Origin of the sequence: Acinetobacter sp. SwsAc5, from assembly GCF_013391485.1 — a bacterium.
Taxonomy (GTDB): Bacteria; Pseudomonadota; Gammaproteobacteria; order Pseudomonadales; family Moraxellaceae; genus Acinetobacter; species Acinetobacter towneri.
This window is the reverse complement of record NZ_JACAXD010000003.1, coordinates 119,930-138,688: the sequence shown is the minus strand read 5'-3', so window position 1 is coordinate 138,688 and position 18,759 is coordinate 119,930. Positions and strand designations below refer to the sequence as shown.

Annotated in this window: 18 protein-coding genes; 6 read left to right on the top strand and 12 right to left on the bottom strand. The window is 41.2% G+C overall.

Annotated elements, in window-relative coordinates; genetic code table 11:
- Positions 1-32 precede the first annotated feature (32 nt).
- Both rlmB and HYG89_RS02910 read right to left on the bottom strand, forming a co-directional pair.
- Positions 33-782 (bottom strand): 23S rRNA (guanosine(2251)-2'-O)-methyltransferase RlmB, encoded by a 750-nt coding sequence (rlmB, locus tag HYG89_RS02915; RefSeq protein WP_178865995.1) that lies wholly within the window; start codon positions 780-782, stop codon positions 33-35.
- 188 nt (positions 783-970) lie between these two features.
- A complete protein-coding gene (locus tag HYG89_RS02910) occupies positions 971-1,294 on the bottom strand; it encodes a pyrimidine/purine nucleoside phosphorylase (RefSeq protein WP_004975854.1) in 324 nt (107 codons plus the stop codon).
- Between the two features lie 493 nt (positions 1,295-1,787).
- Between HYG89_RS02910 and recN the strand changes: the two genes are divergently transcribed.
- Positions 1,788-3,449, top strand: a complete 1,662-nt coding sequence (recN, locus tag HYG89_RS02905; protein ID WP_004975853.1) for a DNA repair protein RecN — start codon at positions 1,788-1,790, stop codon at positions 3,447-3,449.
- A gap of 61 nt (positions 3,450-3,510) precedes the next feature.
- On the opposite strand, the gene HYG89_RS02900 is transcribed toward recN, so the two are convergent.
- Genes HYG89_RS02900 through HYG89_RS02885 form a run of 4 tightly spaced genes read right to left on the bottom strand, consistent with a single transcriptional unit; the run spans position 3,511 to position 6,952 of the window.
- Positions 3,511-4,497, bottom strand: a complete 987-nt coding sequence (locus HYG89_RS02900; protein ID WP_004975851.1) for a CsgG/HfaB family protein — start codon at positions 4,495-4,497, stop codon at positions 3,511-3,513.
- A gap of 56 nt (positions 4,498-4,553) precedes the next feature.
- Positions 4,554-5,156: a penicillin-binding protein activator LpoB gene (gene lpoB, locus HYG89_RS02895; RefSeq protein ID WP_004975849.1), complete on the bottom strand. Its 603-nt coding sequence runs from the start codon at positions 5,154-5,156 to the stop codon at positions 4,554-4,556.
- 13 nt (positions 5,157-5,169) lie between these two features.
- Positions 5,170-5,571 carry a DUF1425 domain-containing protein gene (locus tag HYG89_RS02890; protein WP_004975847.1) on the bottom strand — a complete coding sequence of 134 codons (402 nt, stop codon included), beginning with the start codon at positions 5,569-5,571 and terminating at the stop codon, positions 5,170-5,172.
- Between the two features lie 16 nt (positions 5,572-5,587).
- On the bottom strand, positions 5,588-6,952 hold the full coding sequence (locus HYG89_RS02885) for a COG3014 family protein (RefSeq protein ID WP_178865993.1): 1,365 nt from the start codon (positions 6,950-6,952) through the stop codon (positions 5,588-5,590).
- A 620-nt stretch (positions 6,953-7,572) separates the two neighbouring features.
- Between HYG89_RS02885 and HYG89_RS02880 the strand changes: the two genes are divergently transcribed.
- The 3 genes from HYG89_RS02880 (at position 7,573) to HYG89_RS02870 (ending at position 9,496) form a co-directional block, all read left to right on the top strand.
- Complete coding sequence (locus tag HYG89_RS02880; protein ID WP_004975844.1) at positions 7,573-8,127, top strand: YqgE/AlgH family protein; 555 nt, start codon at positions 7,573-7,575, stop codon at positions 8,125-8,127.
- A complete protein-coding gene (gene ruvX / locus HYG89_RS02875) occupies positions 8,120-8,563 on the top strand; it encodes a Holliday junction resolvase RuvX (protein ID WP_104852952.1) in 444 nt (147 codons plus the stop codon). Before HYG89_RS02880 ends, ruvX begins: the two co-directional genes overlap by 8 nt.
- 150 nt (positions 8,564-8,713) lie before the next feature.
- Positions 8,714-9,496, top strand: a complete 783-nt coding sequence (locus HYG89_RS02870) for an IclR family transcriptional regulator (protein WP_167845729.1) — start codon at positions 8,714-8,716, stop codon at positions 9,494-9,496.
- Between the two features lie 89 nt (positions 9,497-9,585).
- On the opposite strand, the gene HYG89_RS02865 is transcribed toward HYG89_RS02870, so the two are convergent.
- Positions 9,586-10,203, bottom strand: a complete 618-nt coding sequence (locus HYG89_RS02865) for an alpha-ketoglutarate-dependent dioxygenase AlkB (RefSeq protein ID WP_096901349.1) — start codon at positions 10,201-10,203, stop codon at positions 9,586-9,588.
- A gap of 142 nt (positions 10,204-10,345) precedes the next feature.
- Between HYG89_RS02865 and HYG89_RS02860 the strand changes: the two genes are divergently transcribed.
- Positions 10,346-12,148 (top strand): ABC transporter ATP-binding protein, encoded by a 1,803-nt coding sequence (locus HYG89_RS02860; RefSeq protein ID WP_178865991.1) that lies wholly within the window; start codon positions 10,346-10,348, stop codon positions 12,146-12,148.
- Positions 12,149-12,197: 49 nt separating this feature from the next.
- Here the strand turns inward: HYG89_RS02860 and pgsA are convergent, their stop codons facing one another.
- The 3 genes from pgsA to uvrC all read right to left on the bottom strand — a co-directional run bounded on the left by pgsA (position 12,198) and on the right by uvrC (position 15,709).
- Entirely contained in the window at positions 12,198-12,785 is a 588-nt protein-coding gene (pgsA, locus tag HYG89_RS02855; protein WP_004975835.1) for a CDP-diacylglycerol--glycerol-3-phosphate 3-phosphatidyltransferase, read from the bottom strand.
- A gap of 105 nt (positions 12,786-12,890) precedes the next feature.
- On the bottom strand, positions 12,891-13,685 hold the full coding sequence (locus tag HYG89_RS02850; protein ID WP_096901351.1) for a thioesterase family protein: 795 nt from the start codon (positions 13,683-13,685) through the stop codon (positions 12,891-12,893).
- Positions 13,686-13,909: 224 nt separating this feature from the next.
- On the bottom strand, positions 13,910-15,709 hold the full coding sequence (uvrC, locus tag HYG89_RS02845; RefSeq protein ID WP_004975832.1) for an excinuclease ABC subunit UvrC: 1,800 nt from the start codon (positions 15,707-15,709) through the stop codon (positions 13,910-13,912).
- Positions 15,710-15,894: 185 nt separating this feature from the next.
- Here uvrC and HYG89_RS02840 point away from each other — a divergent pair, with 185 nt between their 5' ends.
- Positions 15,895-16,959 (top strand): AAA family ATPase, encoded by a 1,065-nt coding sequence (locus HYG89_RS02840; protein ID WP_178865989.1) that lies wholly within the window; start codon positions 15,895-15,897, stop codon positions 16,957-16,959.
- Positions 16,960-17,048: 89 nt separating this feature from the next.
- Here the strand turns inward: HYG89_RS02840 and HYG89_RS02835 are convergent, their stop codons facing one another.
- Positions 17,049-17,465: a PH domain-containing protein gene (locus HYG89_RS02835; RefSeq protein ID WP_168417600.1), complete on the bottom strand. Its 417-nt coding sequence runs from the start codon at positions 17,463-17,465 to the stop codon at positions 17,049-17,051.
- A 115-nt stretch (positions 17,466-17,580) separates the two neighbouring features.
- Positions 17,581-18,495 carry a lipid A hydroxylase LpxO gene (lpxO, locus tag HYG89_RS02830; protein ID WP_178865987.1) on the bottom strand — a complete coding sequence of 305 codons (915 nt, stop codon included), beginning with the start codon at positions 18,493-18,495 and terminating at the stop codon, positions 17,581-17,583.
- Positions 18,496-18,759 lie beyond the last annotated feature (264 nt).

Genomic DNA, 18,759 nt, shown 5'->3' with positions numbered 1-18,759 from the left:
CATCAATAAAATAGCAAATACAAAATCAGCAATTAAGCCTGACGCTGACGACAAGCTTCATACAAGGCCATACCTGTTGCAACACTGACATTCAGACTTTGCAGATTTCCTGCCATTGGAATAAATACGGTTTGATCACATTGTGACTGGGTAATTGGGCGTAAACCTATATCTTCTGCGCCCATCACCACGCATACTGCTGTGCCTGTAAAGTCAAATTGCTGAATTGGCAAAGCTTTTTCATCCAGCATCGTACCCACCACGCGCACATTAAACTCTTGTTTCAAATGCGCCAAAGTACGTGCCAAATTGGTCACTTGGATAAATTTGACTTTTTCTGCACCACCTGCAGCTACTTTGCGTGCAGTTGGGGTCAAACTTGCTGAACGATCACGCGGCACAATCACGGCAGTAACCCCCATCGCAGCGGCAGTACGGATACACGCACCCAAGTTATGCGGGTCGGTGACTTGGTCGAGCGCCAAAAGTAAAGGCTTGCTATCAGCCTGCAACAAGGCATCCAAGTCTTTTTCATTCAGAGTTGGATGTGGGCGTACTGCAGCCACCACTCCTTGGTGAAAAGGCAAACCTGCCAGTTTTTCCAAGCTGTCACGGCTGGCTTTTTGCACACTAATGCCAAATGGTTCGGCAAGTTCTAAAATCTTTTGTAAACGCTGATCATCACGCCCTTTTAAGGTAAAAAGAGTTAAGACGCGCTCTGGCTCAAGCTCCAATAATGACTCCACCGAGTGAACGCCATAATAATATTCAGGTTTTGCCATGAACGACCTCTAATTAATGCACCAATAAACCAGCGAAAACGAAAAATCCTGCAAAGCTGACTTTACAGGATTTCAATAAGATCTAGTTTAACCGATTCGGGTGAAAATTTCTTGATTCAATTCCGCTTGATTGGGTGCTCAAGCAGGAGAAAAATGAAATCTTAATTCAATACCCTATTATCGGCTGATTAGCCTTCTAAGTGGCACACGTAATCGAGCACTTCATCGGTTTCGATGCTGAAACGGCTATTGCCAGGCACATAGAACGATTGACCCGCGCGGAATAATTCACTTTCTTCGCTATCGGCAATTTTGACACGACATTCACCTGAAATAATTTCCATACGTTCAGGTACATGCGTTTCGAAAGTCAAGGCTTGTTCAGTCGGTAAAATTACCCCTAAGGTTTTTTTGGTACCGTCTTCAAATTGCACCGTGTGACTGATGCATTGCCCACCAAAATAGACATTCGACTTTTTCACAACTGATACATGATCAAACTGAGCTGACATGCGTATTCTCCAGGTAACGCGTTTTTATATTTTTGACTGATGTAGTTTAATTCTGTCCTCAGAACTAATCAATCTGTGTTTACAGTGGGCTTTGCGTAAATTGAACAATGTTTCAATACGCAGCATGCAACACGCTGACAGCACAGTCTAAGCCAATGCCAGAGGCATGCAAAGTACTCTGCTCTAGATTCTTCCCCACTAAAGTGCTAAATCTGAATGTGAAACAGATCACAAATAGTATGTGTATCATTTAAGTTTCACCCGATCAGGCAGCACCTAAAAACTTCCTAAGCGAATATACTGCAATTTGATGACTATCAAATGAAATGGTCAACGAGTCTTGCGTTTTATATAGGATGCTTATCGGGTACATTTTTTGTTGTTTGTGCTGCAATTTAAGCTAGAATTAAACAGACGAAAATAACAGCCTTGTTATGGCATTTCCAAAACTTAACTCTCTTTCACTGACACTTTTCGCAGCTTGGATGCGTTTATGCTGACTCATTTAACACTGATTAACTTTGCCCTTGCCGACCACTTAGCACTGGATATTGAAACAGGTTTTAACGTTCTGACAGGGGAAACAGGTGCAGGTAAATCCTTACTTTTAGATGCGCTCTCTGCCTGTTTAGGTGAACGTACCGATACCAATTATGTACGTTTTGGCTCAGATAAAGCCGATGTGACCGCGAGTTTCAGTTATCAGGACAATAGCCCTGAAGCACAATGGCTAAAAGAACATGAATTAGATGATGAGTCTGGTGAAATCCATTTACGTCGGGTAATTTTTGCCACAGGCCGCAGCAAAGCATGGATTAATGGTCGTCCAAGCAGTTTGGCAGAGCTGAAAGAAATTGGACGCTTACTGGTACAGTTATACAGTCAGCACAGTCAGCAACAATTGCTCGAACCGCCTTATCCAAAACACTGGCTTGATCGTTATTATAATTTTTATGCCCCTGCCCAAGCAGTACGTGATGCTTATAGTACCTGGCAAAAAAATATCCGACAGCATCAGGCAGCGCTGGATGCACAGGCAACCCGCAAGCAACGCATCGAAACCCTGAACTTACAGCTCGAAGAACTCGAAGAACTGGTACAAATCGATTATAAGGAGATTGAACAAGAGTTTGATCGCCTAAGCCATCATGAACATATCATGCAGGACTGCAGTTATAGCTTAAATGCCTTAGACGAAGCCGAGCAAAACATCACTCAGGAAATTGCTTCGATTATTCGCCGCTTGGAATCGCATGCGGGACGAAGTGAACAATTATCAGAAATTTATAACTCATTGTTAAATGCGCAAAGTGAATTAGATGATGCGACAGCCAATTTACGTCAGTTTATTGATCGTCAAAGCTTTGACCCTGAACGCATGGAAGAACTGAATCAAAAATTAGAAGTCTTTCATCGTTTAGCGCGTAAATACCGCACACAACCTGAATTATTAAAACAAGAATTTGATACTTGGCAAACTGAGCTCACTGCTTTACATGAACTTGAAGACCCTGAAACTTTGGCAGAACAAGTCGAAGTGGCACATCAGGACTTTTTAGCCAAAGCACAACATTTAGATGACATCCGTCGTGAAGCAGCCGCACCACTTGCCAAACAACTGACCGAGCAAGTCAAACAGTTGGCACTGCCTGAGGCACATTTTGAATTTAAGTTTGAACCTTTAGAGCAGGTTTCTGCGGAGGGGTTAAGTTTTATTCAACTACTGTTTACTGCCAACAAAGGTATTCCTGCTCAGCCATTAGCACGTGTGGCTTCTGGTGGCGAATTATCGCGGATTGCCTTGGTCATGCAAGTCATGAATGCCGAAAAAACCGAAGCTGAAGTTTTGGTTTTTGATGAAATTGATGTCGGGATTAGTGGTGGTACTGCTGAAATTGTGGGGCGTTTGCTCGCAGGTTTGGCGCAACACGTTCAAATTTTATGTATTACCCACCAAGCACAAGTAGCTGCACAGTCTGATCAGCACCTTTTGGTGAAAAAGCGTCAGACCGATCCTGCCAGCAGTACCATTGTTGAATTAGAAGAAGATGCGCGTATTTTAGAATTGGCACGCATGACAGGCGGTGTTGAAATTAATGACACTACCTTGCAACACGCCAAACAATTACGCCAATTGAAGTTTCAACAGGCTTAAAAAATAAATCCCCTGATTTTCAGGGTGATTTATTTAGGTCTAAAACAAGCTTAATCATTATTTACCATTTCACAGGTTGGTCACTTGAACCAGGTGTCATTTCATAACCTGGAGAGGTATCATAAAATTGACTGCTAGAAGATTGCACAGGTTGTAGTTTAAGACCCTGTAAAATTTCAGGATTTAAACTTTGGGCAATCTTATCTGCAGTACTATCATTTAAACTATTATTTAAAAGATTCTGTGTCATCAAGTTCGATAAGGTACGATTAAAAGTCCCTGCCGCAACTACCTTACTGGTATTCGCTTCAATCACTCGCCACGTTAAACGCACCTGCTCTGCACCAGCATTTAACCCATACATTTGTTGACCGCTAGCAACTGACAAATCGTTAATACGCCCCACGAGTAAATAATCAGCACCTACTTTTTGACCAATACGCGCTAACTCATGCGGTGCACCATCCCAATACAGGAAGTCATTTTCAAATTGCATTTCATCTATGTAATGACGATCAACAACACTTAACTGCCCTGACTGTGCCAAATAAGTACCTAAAGTATCTGATAATTCTTGACTAAACTCAGAAGCAGAAGCACCGCTGGCTAAGCGGTTATTTTTTTCTGCCATTTGAAATGGCAAGACTGCAATACGGCGCATGTGTTGATCTTGTACAGTAGATTCAAACTTCACCACATGTGCGCGAACTTTAGCGCGATAATTATTTTTAGCACCAGAAACACTCAAGACCTGAAACTTGGTGACAGAACCCGAACCTTGATTGGCTACACTAAATACAGGTGAAACTTTACCCGTATATGTCCAGCCCTGATTATTTACAGATAAAGAAACTGTTTCTTCATAATTCATTTGTGACGATACCGAAGCACCATTCACCGATTGAACTGCAATCAATAATGCTTCAGAAATAGCTTGGTGTTGTGTTGGACCACTACCCGTTGCCTCTTTAATCACTTCTTTAATCGCAGCAAAAGCAGGACTGCACAGTAATCCAGATAATAAGCCTGCAAATAATATTTTTTTCATGTTCTATTCTTCAACAGCAACTGCGCTTATCACAGCGCAGTTGCTTTCAGATTAAATTAAAGACCAAAAGTTGAGCGCTTTGCTGCCTTACGGATTTCTTTTTCGCCTGTCCACTCTACAATGCCAGTTTGTAAGTTCTGCAATTTAAATGTGAACTTGTAATACACATCGCTCTTACCACCTGCATTTTTTACAATACTAGATAGATTGCCATTGAGCATATATTCAGCACCGATATGTCCACCAGTACGCACTGCAGTCGCTTGATTGACCATGCCGCTTTGCTTTTGATAGGCAAGTTGCTGCGCCATCGCATTGACAGATTTCATATCTACAAAACGAAACTTCCCTGAATTAATTAATTTGTTCTGAATCGTATCTGTAATAGATTCTGTATCGATATGTTCTTGTGTCTTGTTATGAATACGATCAAGCACAATGACTGGACGACGAGTTTGCGTCATTTGCACCACAGGTGGGAAGGTCAGCATATCATCCACCATCTTTGCAGCAATCATTTGTAGATCTGTCGATCCAAAATCTTTCGTTAAAGTTTCTACAGCTTGAGCATCACCATAACTCACTGCACTACCCGTTGTTGCACAACCTGTTGCCAAAACAGAAGTTGCTACCACAGCCATGATTAACTTTGCATTCATTGCTCTATCTCGCTTATTTCTTTAAATACACAACAACATCTACAGCCGATGGATTTGGTGCTAAAGATTGCACGCCCTTCACCTCTCGACCCGTTAACTGAATTGGTTTCCAAATCGCACCTTCAGGGTTCACTTCTGCTCCATGTGCATCGACCCATACGATTTTGTAGCTAAAATCTTTGTTATTGAAACGGCGGTTTTTAATGGCAATTGATGCCTTTTTTAAGTCGCCTGCCATAGACATTCCCACACGCTCAACAAATACCTCAGTGGTTAAGACTGGGTTATTGGTAATGGTGCGAATACTTACTTCGTTATTCGCATCTGTCTGTGTAGACAAAGCATTAGGGGCTGTACATCCAACCATCGCCGCAGCACTAAGACCGAGTAATGCGAGTTTTAACTGATTTTTCATAAAGTTCTCTTCAAAATTATTGGCGTGGAATACTACTTACACTTGCTGTAATTTTGTCATTTACATGATGTGCATAAACAAATACTGTCTCATTGGCTTTTACATCTAACTTCACAGAGGAGCTTGACAAATTACCTGACGATAACTGTAAGTTGTGTATCCCTGGCGTTAAGTTCAGACGTGCAATTTGCGTATTACTTGGCAAAGTTGTCCAAGCTCGTAAATCTGCTCGCTCGGTTGCCATATTGAGCACGTTACCTGCCAATTGCCCTAAAACACCAAATTGGTTACCAAGCTCTTTTTGAGCAGCATATTTGGCTGTGGCACGAATCACTTGGGTTGTTAAAGTTCCAACGACTTTTTCTTTTAAGTCTTTAACAGCCAATGCACCAATATCACTAATCACATAACTGTCTTGCAAAACTCGGTTATTCAGCTTCACTTTCAGGCTTTTGGGTGCAACATAAGTGCTAGGTTCATAAGTCGCAAAAGCAATGTTGATAATGCCGCCTGGAGTCGGAATATCTAACTTATTTTCAATTTTCTGTGGAACGATACCTTGTTCAATAAATACAATAACAGGCACACTACTATTACTTTGTTTTGCAACCAATTGATCTAAACGCTTTACATCTTTAGCAATCTGCTCATCAGGCTGTAACTCATAAGCTTTTTTGTAATCCACCAAAGCATCGTTATATTCGCCTAAGGTTTCCCACAAGTTAGCTGCCATATAAAAAGCATAGGCATTTTGATAAGTATTCTTAATCTTGCCCGCAATTGGATCTAAGCCAACAAATGCCTCATCTAAAACATGCAATGCGGCATTTGAAGATGTATTTGCTTTTGTATTTTTCTCTTTTTTCTTTTCAAACTCAGCCTGATGTGCCAGTTCAATTTCACGCTGAATACCCTGTGCAACACGCATTTCTACTGCAGCAGCCTCAAGATTTTTTAGAAAAATATAATTTTTGGCTTGAGAAATATGTGCCAATACCTGTTCATGAGGTGGTACCAAATAAGGCACCACCGAATCATTACTCACCATAGAAAGTGCTTTAAATCCGACCCGACTCAGACTAATTTTTGCACGACTTTTTTGTTTATCTAGCAATTCAAAAGCCTGCTTATAATGATTCAAACTTTCTTCATACTGATGATTGACTTGTAATAGACGTGCCTGCTCCAGTAAATATAGTACGCCGTCTTTTGAATCTACTTTATCTTTAAATTTAGCAACTAAATCTTCAGATAAATGATTATTCAAATGACTGCGAAATAAATTACCTTCATCATTATAAGTTCCAAAAATTGCTGCTTGAGAAAAAACTGAAGCTGAAAAAACAGCAGCAAACAAACTTCCCTTTATTAAATAATTCATATTAAACCATCAAAAAAAGCTATAAAAGATGAAAATTTCACCATCTTACAAACAATCATTTTTTGTTTCAATATGTATTTTATGTATATTTATTGAAACATATCAAGCTATAAAAAACACAAATTTTACACTAAAGTACAAAACTTACAAAATAGATAAACAAACTTATAGATTTTTTATATTAAAAAACCACTACTCATTAGACAAACTTAATATTTAATAAAAGAGAATCTAAATGTAGTAAAACCGCCTATTTTGCAATTAAAAAACAGAAATCACATTAGTTAAAATTAAAAAGTAGATTAAAAAATATACACTGAAACATTTAACAAACCCACCTCACAAAGATAATAAAGCAATCAATTATTATGTTCCTATATCTTCAACTTTGTAACTAAATAGATAAATTTAATGACATCATTTTTTCTAAATTTTAGATTTATTCTTTTATTTATTCTTTGTCTCACTTTTACCAAAGCAAAGTTGTCATCACAGTGGTTTTATGGGATAAGTACAGCTAAGAAATGTATATTTGCATGATTTGGCTGTAACTCGTTTACGTTTCCAAGTCGGTTTACAGTTCTGTTTGCCACCACCTCAGATTAAGGAGAATTGCTTAGGTGACTAAACAATATCTGACGCATCGCTGTCTCATAGCCCCGCCCGATATGAATGATGAGTTTTTTGCAAACACCGTCATCTATTTGGCACGTCATGATGAAGACGGTGCGCAAGGCATTATTATCAACCGTCCATCGGGTATCCAAATCAAAGAATTACTCAATGATTTAGATATAGACGCAGATAATGTGCATCCTCACGAAGTTCTACAAGGTGGTCCATTACGACCTGAGGCAGGTTTTGTTTTACACACAGGGCAGCCAACTTGGCATTCATCTATCGCTGTTGGTGAAAATGTCTGTATCACCACCTCTAAAGATATTTTAGATGCGATTGCCCACAACGAAGGCGTTGGACGTTACCAAATTGCCTTGGGCTATGCCAGTTGGGGCAAACAGCAACTGGAACAAGAAATTGCCCGTGGCGATTGGCTCATTTGTGAATCGGACATGGACTTGATTTTCAATTTACCTTATGACGACCGTTGGGATGCCGCTTATCGTAAAATGGGCGTAGATCCAACATGGTTATCTTCAGAGATTGGTCATGCCTGAAACAACACAAGCCCAAACTATCATGGCATTTGACTTCGGTACGCAAAAAATGGGCATGGCTGTGGGGCAGGCACTAATTGAAAGTGCGACCCCACTCGCCCTCTTCCCCATGAAAGATGGCATTCCACAATGGGAAAACTTGCTGAAAATCATCAAGCAACATCAGCCACAATTATTTCTAGTGGGCTTACCTTTAAATATGGATGATAGCGAGTCGGAACTGTCTACCCGTGCACGTAAGTTTGCCAGACGCTTACGCCATCAAAGCAATATCAACACCCTAATGGTCGATGAACGCCTAACCACACGTGAAGCACGTGATGAGCTTGATCATTATCAAGCCCAAGGGCGTGGCAAAAAGCTCGCAGCCGACAGTCTTGCCGCAGCACTATTGATTGAAAGCTGGTATCGTGAGCCTCACGGCATTCAGCCTTAAATCCTGTTTCTGAATAGATAACAACGACAAACGAAAGAATTGGGATATTGATCGTTAGAATGCCTAAGACCATCTTTAAAAAGTCTATTGGTCTGGCGATTTTTTGATATAAAGTGACACCATCCTTTTGGTGTGAATGGGTAAATCCGCATGGCACTGTCTAGCTTTGGCAAGATTCTCACAGTCTTAGACTTATTTTCAACCGCACGTCCTGTCATTAATGTAGATACCATTAGTGAGGAACTTGGTTTATCTAAGCCTACCAGTTACCGCTATTTAAAAGAGTTGGTTTCAGCAGAGTTGTTGCAGCGCATGAGTGGCACATCGGGAGATTACACCCTTGGGCCAAAAATTGCGGTATTGGATTTTATCTCTCGCACGACCGATCCTTTGGTCACCATCAGTATTCCGTTTATGAAAAAAATTGCGGAACGTACAGAATTTTGCTGTTTATTGACCCAACTCAATCAAGATTCCTGCATTGATGTGCATCACGAAATCTTTAAAGATACGCCTTTGCTGTCTTATGGTCGCGGCTGCCCACGTCCTGTTTATGTCGGCTCATCGCCAAAAATTATTATGGCGCATCTGCCTAAAGCTAAAATTTTAGACTATTACCAGCGTTTTTCTACCGAATTGGCACAAGTCAATTTTGCACAAGATGAAGATGACTTTTTGCAGCAAATGCGCAAAATCAAAAAACAAGGCTATTATTTTTCTAACGGCGAACTCGATGCAGAAATTGCAGGCTTATCTGTACCGATTCGTTTTTCATCTAAAGATGCACCTTATGCATTGACGCTGCTGGCATCTAAAAACCGTTTTGAATTTGTCAATTTGCAAAAACTGATTGAAATTTTGCAGGACAATGCAGAACAAATTGAAAAACAGGTGGAAGTACTGAATACCAGTTTTAGTATAGAACTCACTTAAAGATTTAGGTTATTGATACCTTAAAGCACTGAATTTAAATACAATTAAAATTTATTCCTGAATAAGGATTTAGAGTGCTAAATCAAGTTTTATTCAATAGCCGTGTGAAAATAGCGAAAGGTCAGATTAATTCTGGGTTGTATAATTCTATTGGACTTCATTAAGGCATGTTTCCAATAGTGTTGTGTCGTGCCACGCATGACCAACAACTGACCGCTGTGCAACAGTAGCTCAACCTTGTTGGCGCGGTGTTTATGCTGAAAACAAAATTTACGGGTTGCCCCCAAACTCAAAGATGCAATGACAGCGTGTCTGCCTAAATTCGGCTCATCATCACTGTGCCAACCCAAGCCCTGCGTACCATCTTGATATAAATTGGCCAAACATGAATTAAAGGGATGCCCGACCCATTGTTCAATTTGCTGTTTCAATCGCCACAAAGCAGGCTGCCATAGCAGTGCCTGCTTAACTGCTCCCGAATAACGATATTGATACTGCTCATCGCCATACCATGCCACTTGGCGCTGTGTCCGATAATACTGACCAAAGAGCAGACCTTCATCAGGCTGCCATGCCAAATGTTGCAGAAAATACTGCAAATAACGCTCACTATGCTCCGCACTCAGCACCAAACCATAGTCCTGCACAATGCCGTCATAAGGCAGTACGTTGTCACAACGCTCAGGTGCAAACAATTCTAGATTCATGGTCATTCCTATGCTGAATAGCTTATTGTTTAATCTAAAACAAGGATCAGGACTGCTCACAAAATGACACAGCTTTTTGGCTTGTGAGTCGTGAAGTTCATCCTTAGACTTAAAATCATCGTTCTTATAACAATAATAGCTTATGAATTTATGGCATTTATTTCAAAAATTGCGTCCCTTCGTTCGACCTTATCGGCTCTTGGTGATTGCCACCTTAGTTTTAACGCTCATCGGCTCATTAACAGCTCAAGTCAATGCACTGACTTTACAATACGCTGTTGACCGTATTAACGCCTTAATTGAGGCAGGACAGGGGCTGTCTGCAGGCTGGTACATTTTAATCACCATTTCAGCCATTTTGCTGGGTAAAGAAATCATCAATGCTTTTGTGCAGTTTGGACAGAAGTTTTATGGTGAAAAACTACGCATTTTTGTGTCACAAGATTTGGCACAGGGCATTATTGAGAAATTTTTACGTTACAGACTGGCCTTTTTTAATCAGGACAACAACCAAGCAGGTAAATTACAAACACGTATAGATCGTGGCATTGGTTCACTCACCCGTTTAGTGCAAATTTTCTTTATTGATATTTTGCCACTCTTTACCAGTGCAATTGTGGCTTTGGGCTTAATGTATTATGCCAATGTTTACGTGGGTTTGGTCTCGACACTCATTGTGCCTATTTATTTTTGGCTAACCTACCAACAGGCACAAAAACTAGGAAGCTGGCGACGTAATTTACGTGATGGACGTGAGAAAAAAAGCCAAGGGATTCTCAGCATCATCAACTCAATTACCGTGATTAAATCATTTAACAGAGAAAGCATCGAAGCAGAAAAACAACTCACCCTGCAGAAAAAACTGACCCACAATCAAATGCAGACCCGCCAAACCAGTTTTTTATTTGATGGTTTAAAAAGCTTTATTGAACAAATTGGCGTGGTGCTGATTATTATTTTAACTGCTTATTTTGTGTTAGATAGACAAATGAGCATCGGCATGATCATGTATCACGTGTTGCTGTTTGGCAATGTTTCTGCCCCAATTCGCTCATTGCATCGTATTTATGATGAAGTCAATGATGCAATGATCTATTCAGAAAGCTTCTTTCAAATTTTGGAAGCCGAGCATGAAATTGAGCCAAGTGGTACGCTTAAACCAGTTATTCGAGGGCAGTTTGATCTGCAACAGGTAAACTTTTTTTATCCGAATGGACATCATGCACTCAAAGACATTCAAATGCAGATTCAGCCTAATAAAATTACCGCATTGGTGGGATTGTCGGGAGCAGGAAAATCTACCCTGATCAGTTTATTAGATAAATTCTATGAACCACAACAGGGAACAATTCAGCTCGATGGGATTGATATTAACCACATCGACACTCAATATTTGCGTGACCATATCGGCTTGGTTTTGCAAAAAAATCATATTTTCCAAGGCTCTATTTTTGAAAATATTCGTTATGGCAAAACTGATGCAAGCTTGGAAGATGTGATTCTGGCAGCCCAAAAAGCCTCTATTCACGAACAAATTTTGCAATTGCCTCAGGCTTATGACGCAGATGCCCTCATGCTTTCAGGCGGTCAACAACAACGGATTGCCCTTGCACGTATGTTCCTGAAAAATCCACCTATTATTTTTTTAGATGAACCGACTGCTAGTCTGGATGCCATTGCAACCGAACAAATCAAACAAAGCCTCGATGAAATTAAACAAGGGCGTACGGTCATCATCATTTCACATAGCTTATCGCAAATTATTGATGCCGATTACACCTATGTCATGAAAGATGGCAGGATTGCGGAACATGGCGAACATGATGCGCTTTATCATCAAAATGGGGTTTATAAAGAAATTTTTGATGCGATGGCAAAAAGTTTAAATATTGAAAAAATTGCCAAAACTTATGAGGATGATGCCGAGGAAGAAACCCATAGTTAATCAAAAAGTGCTTCAATCAGAAGCACTTTTTAATGAAGAATCACGATATTTAAGGTTGTTTCAAATATGGCCATGCCGCTTTTAAATAAATAAACATCGACCAAAGCGTTAGAATTACAGCAGTATAGAGCAACAAATAAGCCACCATTTCCAATGGTTGCCAGTTCAATAAGAACACTGAAATCGCAATCATTTGGAATGCTGTTTTATATTTCCCCACTGTAGACACCGCCACACTGGTACGTGCGCCGAGTTCAGCCATCCACTCTCGTAAGGCAGATACGGTAATTTCACGGGAAATAATTACAATCGCGGCAAAAGCCATAGAAATAGTCGGTTGCCATTGCACTAAAACAATCAATGCCGCAGCGACCATAAGTTTATCGGCCACAGGGTCTAAAAAGCGCCCAAATGCAGAGGTCTGATTCAAAGTACGTGCCAAATAGCCATCAAACCAGTCGGTCACAGCAGCAATCACAAAAATAGACGTCAAAATAATATGACGCGTCATGCCACCATCATAACCATTTACGCCCATTGCAGGCGGCCAATACGCCACCAACAAAAAAACAGGAATCAAGGCGATTCGAGCCAAAGTTAATATATTTGGAATGTTCAGGATACGACCTGTTGTCATAGACACCGCCAATGTTTCCCCTCTTTACGCTGCATATTCACAAGTTTTTTGAGGATTTGTCATCGTGAATAGGCTTCACTTTATACGAAATGCTAGTAGGTGTCACTAGGCAAACACGGTGATGGTCTGTCGGGCAATCGCTATTAGCCGATCCTGATCATCCCATAAGTGCGCATATTCTGTGGCATAACCACCGCTAGCATGATCGGTAAAAACTTTATATTTCATCCAATCTTGCAGCTGATTTTGCAAAGGATTGACATAGGTCACATGCCAAGTCAGTGAACTGGCAGGAGCGAGCTGCTCAAACATCGGCAGTACTCCAGGCGGCCACATATCAAAAGCCACCATCAAATCGGCAATGGTCATGGCACGATTCGTATGCTGTTTTGGGTTAAAACGCATCCAGCCTGCAAAATCAGGTTTATGACTAGCAGTAAACGGATATTGTCCTTCAGACCAAACCAAATCCATCTGCTGAAAACATTCAGGTGCTAAAGGATGATGCTGTGTAACAGGCAATTCCGTTGCAGGTGGAAAATTGGGCGCAGTACGTTCTTGTTGCACCACAATGCTGGATTCACGTGCCGCACCAAAACTGGCAATTAAAATGCTTTGTACTGCATCATCCTGCCATAAACGAACTTCGACACTGGTCACAGATTTGCCTTCACGCAGAATTTCCGCCGTGAGCCGTGCCCGACCTTGTTGCACAGGTCCGACAAACGTGACACTGCTGCTTAGCAAGCGCTTTTTCGGATCGGCAATACAAAGCTGGGCTTTTTGCATCATCAAACCTGCCACCAATCCACCATAAATAGTGCGCCCCTGTAACCACCCAAGCGGGATGTCTATCCATTCTTGCTCGGCAATGGCTTGATAGGTCTGTAGCAACGACATAGCTTTTCCTTAAACAATGTTGTGGTTGATATTACAGGGTTTCGATCTGATGTGAATGTTCAATGAAGACAGAGTCAATGCACTTTTTTGCTATTTACCTTTGTAGAAAATACTGCTTTTTATGCAGTAAATAGGGTCTGTTGACAATTCGTCTATGTTTGCGACGTGAGAGATATATCTCGCAAGATTTTTAGCTAATATAAGGCATGAGGCAGGAAATTTAGTCATTCATGCAGCACTTTATAAATCGTACGCGCCATTACTTCACCCAGTCCGGGTACTAAAGTCAACTCTTTTTCAGAAGCTTTCAGGACACCTTGTATGCCACCAAAATGGGTGAGTAAATCACGACGACGTTTTGGCCCTAAGCCCGGAATCACTTCAAGTATTGATGAGCCACGTTTTTTATCGCGCTTGGCACGGTGCTTGGTAATTGCAAATCGGTGTGCTTCATCACGTACCTGCTGAATCAAATGCAGCGCCTTATGATCTTCAGGCAGCTGAATTTTGCTGCCATCGGTAAAATGTAGCGTTTCTAGACCAGGTTTGCGTCCTTCGCCTTTGGACACCCCAATCATAAAGGCATCCAATCCTAACTCCTGCATGACCTCCATCGCCATATTCAACTGCCCTTTACCGCCATCAATCAGCAATAAATCGGGCAGCATGGCTTTTTTATAACGGCGCGTTAAAGCTTGGCGCATGGCAGCATAGTCATCTCCAGCCTGAATATCCTGAATTGAAAATTGTCGATAATCACGTTTGCGAATACCACCACTGTCAAATACCACGCAAGATGCCACAGTGTCTTCGCCCATAGTGTGCGAAATATCAAAACATTCAATCCGATCAATCGGGCGTCCAACCACTTGCTCTAACTGATGAAAACGCTCATTTAATTCAAAGTGATTGGCGAGTTTACCTTTAATGGCATGCTGCACATTCATTTGTGCCAATTCTTGCCACTCGGCACGGGTTTCACGCACTTTATGTTTAATTTGAATTTTTTTATCGAAGTGTTGCTGTAAGGCTTGTTCCAACTCTTTGCAATCTGCCACTTCCACATTAACAATCAATTCCGCTGGAATTTCATCGGCCACCTGAAAGTAAAAGTTGGCAATAAAATCGGCCAACATTTGCCCCAAATCATCGCCCAACATATCAGGAAAATAGCTTTTACCGCCCAGCATTTTGCCATTGCGCACATGCATAATTTGCACACAGGTCACACCTGCCTGATAAGCAATTGCGATAATATCGGCTTCGCCTTTGAGTTTATAAATGGCTTGCTGTGCCTGCACATCACGCAACAAAGCCATACGGTCACGGTAAAAGACTGCTTTTTCAAATTCCAACGCTTCGGCTGCAGCTTCCATTTTAGCAATCAATTGCTGATTCAGTTCTTTACTATCGCCCTGTAAAAATCGAATCGAATTATTAACATCTTCTTTATATTCTTCGGGCGAAATCAATCCTACACACGGTGCCGAACAGCGTTTGATCTGATATTGCAAACACGGACGCTGCCGTTGAGCAAAATAACTGTTTTCACACTGCCGCACATTAAACAGTTTTTGTAACACCACCAAAGTATCGCGGGCATTGTACGCACTCGGATAAGGCCCAAAAAACTTGCCTATCTGATGCTTGCCTTTGCCGCGTCCACTGGCAATACGCGGATAAGGCTGATCTGCCGACACAAAAATATAAACATAGGACTTATCATCGCGCAGCATAATATTGTACGGTGGACGATGCAGCTTAATCAGATTTTGTTCAAGCAATAACGCTTCAGTTTCGGAACGCACCACCAAAGTTTCAATATCATAAATACGCGCCACTAAAGCCTGCGTTTTAGGATGCTCGATGGTTTTGACAAAATAACTCGACACTCGGTTTTTTAAATTTTTGGCTTTGCCGACATATAACAACTCCCCGTCTTTACCCAACATACGGTAAACCCCTGGCAATTGGGTCATATTTGCCAAAATTTTCTCGATATGCTCACCTGCGTTTGGGTTCACGAGTCATCCTATTCTTGCTACATTCTTTACATGATGTGCTGCTTTATCTGATTTTTTCAAGCTTTATCCTGTGGCATAGCGCATGATCTATCCACTAAAACGATCAGCTCAGTGCTAAAAACGATCAGTCGGCAACACAAGATTTGCTATGCTCAGGCATCTTGTCAGCAGAAGGAAAGTGCAGGATGACGACCGCACCACACGGCATACCGACCATTCAATCCGCAACGTCCCAGCCGATCAGTACACATCAGTATGTATCCGCCAAAGACCGTTTGATTGGCAAGCCGCGCTTTCATTTTGAACCTACACAAGTCATGCAATTGTTACGTCAACGGATTATTGGACAAGATGCAGCGCTGAATGAAATCGAAAAAATGCTGTATGTGGTCAAGGCCGATTTCTCCAGCACAGAGCGACCACTTTCAGTGACTTTAATGCTTGGCCCGACAGGTGTTGGCAAGACCGAAACGGTGCGCCTGATTGCCGAAGCCATTTATGGTCGCCCCGATGCTTTCTGCCGTATCGATATGAATACCTTGGCGCAGGAACATTATGCTGCAGCACTGACAGGTGCACCACCGGGTTATGTCGGCTCCAAAGAAGGACACAGTTTATTTGACGAAACTGCCATTGCAGGCTCACATACCCGTCCAGGCATTATGCTGTTTGATGAACTGGAAAAAGCGTCAACTGAAGTGCTCCGTGGCTTAATGAATGTGTTGGATACAGGCAAACTGACCCTGACCGCAGGCACCAAAACCATCGACTTTCGCAATTGCATGATTTTTATGACCAGCAATATGGGGGCACAGGCGGCACAGCAATACTTGGATAAACTAAATTTGTTGCCGCAAAAATTACAGCAACTGTGCCTAACACGCATGCCCACACAACGGATCATTGAAAAAATCATGCAACGCAAATTTGACCCTGAATTTTTAAATCGGATTGACCGCAGCTTGCATTATCAGGCCGTATCTGCCGATGCTTTGCCACAACTGGTTGAAATTGAGTTGGAAAAATTAAACCGTCGCCTGCAACATCAACAGCGCCAAGTTCAGCTGACGGCTGCTGCCAAAGCATATTTTTATCAAGGGCATGATATTCGTTACGGCGCTCGGCATTTGGGGCGCAAAATCCGTACCGAGCTAGAACCTATTTTAGCGTTGTATTTTTTAAGCTATCCTGAACGGACAGAGCTATGTCTGGATTGCAATGCAGGCGCATTACACATTCAAATAGATTGATCTTTGGTTGAGGATGATAATGCTCATCCTCAATGCTTTGACACTTATATGCCGTGATATGTATGGGCGATGCTTTCAAATTTTGCAGATTAGTCAGTAATTTCTATGCCCAATGCCTGACTAAACTTGGCTTGATCTTTAGGTGAAACCAATACAAATTTTGGCTGCCCTGCTTGCACATAATCAATTTTTAAACGTTTTAAAGATAAGGCGGGTGATGCCACAGAATTATTGGTTTTAGATATTTTCTGAATATTGGCACGTGGAATATCCCACTTTAAAAACATACAGCGAATCTGCAAGCGTTCTGCATCGACCTGATAGCGAGTATTAAAAATAGGCCACCACAACACAAAAATTGTGATGATATATACCCCTGTATGTACTGGAAATGCAGGCATCGTGCCTTTGGCATACATGGTCAGCAATAATTGAATTAATAAGCCTGACATACAAATCACAAAGGCCAAGACCCACCAATCTTTTTTAGAACGAAACGTTTGCATAAATTTTCCCCTAAGTTGCTTCATTCTATACATAAAAGCAGCGTGAAATTGAAGACTGCAACTGAAATTATGGAAAAATGCCATAAAAAAACGCCCCGAAAGGCGTTGTGATGATTTAAAACAGATAAGGACGTATAAAAATCAAGAAGAAAATACCTAACATCAAAAACCATTTTAGGAAGTAATACAGACGGCTATTTCTTGCCTTTAGGGCTTTGGCTTTTAAACGCACTTGGTAAACATAACCAAAGACTTTATTTAAGCCACCTGTTTGGTCACCGGCTTCATTCGGAGAACTGGCTGCAGTCATGACATTCTTACCAAACCAGTGATTAAACTTTTGCATCAAGCGTGATTTTAACGGACGCTCAACATCGGCAAAGAAAATAATACGGTTTTGATCAGTGCCATTTTCGGCATAGTGAATATAGGTTTCATCAAACACCACACTTTCACCATCACGCCATGAATATCGCTCACCATCTACATCAATAAAGCAGCGCTCATCATTTGGTGTCATCAGTCCCAAATGATAACGTAACGAACCTGCGTACGGGTCACGATGACGCACCAAGCGACTGTCGGGTGCAAGCTCGGTAAACATGGCTGCTTTAATACTTGGCAAGGTTTTTAATAAAGCTGTGGTTTTTGGGCATAATTCTGCTGCAGATGGGTGTGCCGAGTCATACCATTTTAAATAAAAACGCTTCCAGCCTGTTTTAAAGAATGAGTTAAAACCCAAGTCATCGTAGGTACTTGAGGCTTTAATGCCACCCTGCTCATACAGAGCCTTGGCTTCATCACGAATCATTTCCCAATTTTCATCCAGTACTTTTAAATCTTGAAAGTACTGCGTGTCGATATACGGTTGATTCGGCACTTTTGAAAACAGATACATTAAATAGTTAATCGGTGCCAAAATCGTAGAATGGTCAAAGAACTGACGATAAAAACTATGACGCACCTTACCACGCTGTTGAATATACAACGCTGAAGCGATAAAAATCGCCAAAATAATCCACTTCAACATAGAACAACCAAAGTTGTTGAACACAACTCAAAATTTAAAATGCCGAATATTTTAGCCAATTTGCCGCAAGCGGTCATATCCAAAAATAGAACACAGCATTGCAGCTGCTAATTTTTTCTACAGATACTGCTCAAAGTTTTGCTGGAATTACCGTGAATTGACTTTTCTGCCGAAAATAGCATCGCAATACTGTATTATTTTTAAGCTTTTCAAGGATTCACCTGCAATTGTTCAAAATTAAAAATAAAATAGAAAACAAACACT

Excerpts from the sequence above, each read along its gene's own strand:
- rlmB (WP_178865995.1), bottom strand. The coding sequence starts at position 782 with ATGGCAAAACCTGAATATTATTATGGCGTTCACTCGGTGGAGTCATTA.
- HYG89_RS02910 (WP_004975854.1), bottom strand. The coding sequence starts at position 1,294 with ATGTCAGCTCAGTTTGATCATGTATCAGTTGTGAAAAAGTCGAATGTC.
- recN (WP_004975853.1), top strand. The coding sequence starts at position 1,788 with ATGCTGACTCATTTAACACTGATTAACTTTGCCCTTGCCGACCACTTA.
- HYG89_RS02900 (WP_004975851.1), bottom strand. The coding sequence starts at position 4,497 with ATGAAAAAAATATTATTTGCAGGCTTATTATCTGGATTACTGTGCAGT.
- lpoB (WP_004975849.1), bottom strand. The coding sequence starts at position 5,156 with ATGAATGCAAAGTTAATCATGGCTGTGGTAGCAACTTCTGTTTTGGCA.
- HYG89_RS02890 (WP_004975847.1), bottom strand. The coding sequence starts at position 5,571 with ATGAAAAATCAGTTAAAACTCGCATTACTCGGTCTTAGTGCTGCGGCG.
- HYG89_RS02885 (WP_178865993.1), bottom strand. The coding sequence starts at position 6,952 with ATGAATTATTTAATAAAGGGAAGTTTGTTTGCTGCTGTTTTTTCAGCT.
- ruvX (WP_104852952.1), top strand. The coding sequence starts at position 8,120 with ATGCCTGAAACAACACAAGCCCAAACTATCATGGCATTTGACTTCGGT.
- HYG89_RS02870 (WP_167845729.1), top strand. The coding sequence starts at position 8,714 with ATGGCACTGTCTAGCTTTGGCAAGATTCTCACAGTCTTAGACTTATTT.
- HYG89_RS02865 (WP_096901349.1), bottom strand. The coding sequence starts at position 10,203 with ATGAATCTAGAATTGTTTGCACCTGAGCGTTGTGACAACGTACTGCCT.
- HYG89_RS02860 (WP_178865991.1), top strand. The coding sequence starts at position 10,346 with ATGAATTTATGGCATTTATTTCAAAAATTGCGTCCCTTCGTTCGACCT.
- pgsA (WP_004975835.1), bottom strand. The coding sequence starts at position 12,785 with ATGACAACAGGTCGTATCCTGAACATTCCAAATATATTAACTTTGGCT.
- HYG89_RS02850 (WP_096901351.1), bottom strand. The coding sequence starts at position 13,685 with ATGTCGTTGCTACAGACCTATCAAGCCATTGCCGAGCAAGAATGGATA.
- HYG89_RS02840 (WP_178865989.1), top strand. The coding sequence starts at position 15,895 with ATGACGACCGCACCACACGGCATACCGACCATTCAATCCGCAACGTCC.
- HYG89_RS02835 (WP_168417600.1), bottom strand. The coding sequence starts at position 17,465 with ATGCAAACGTTTCGTTCTAAAAAAGATTGGTGGGTCTTGGCCTTTGTG.
- lpxO (WP_178865987.1), bottom strand. The coding sequence starts at position 18,495 with ATGTTGAAGTGGATTATTTTGGCGATTTTTATCGCTTCAGCGTTGTAT.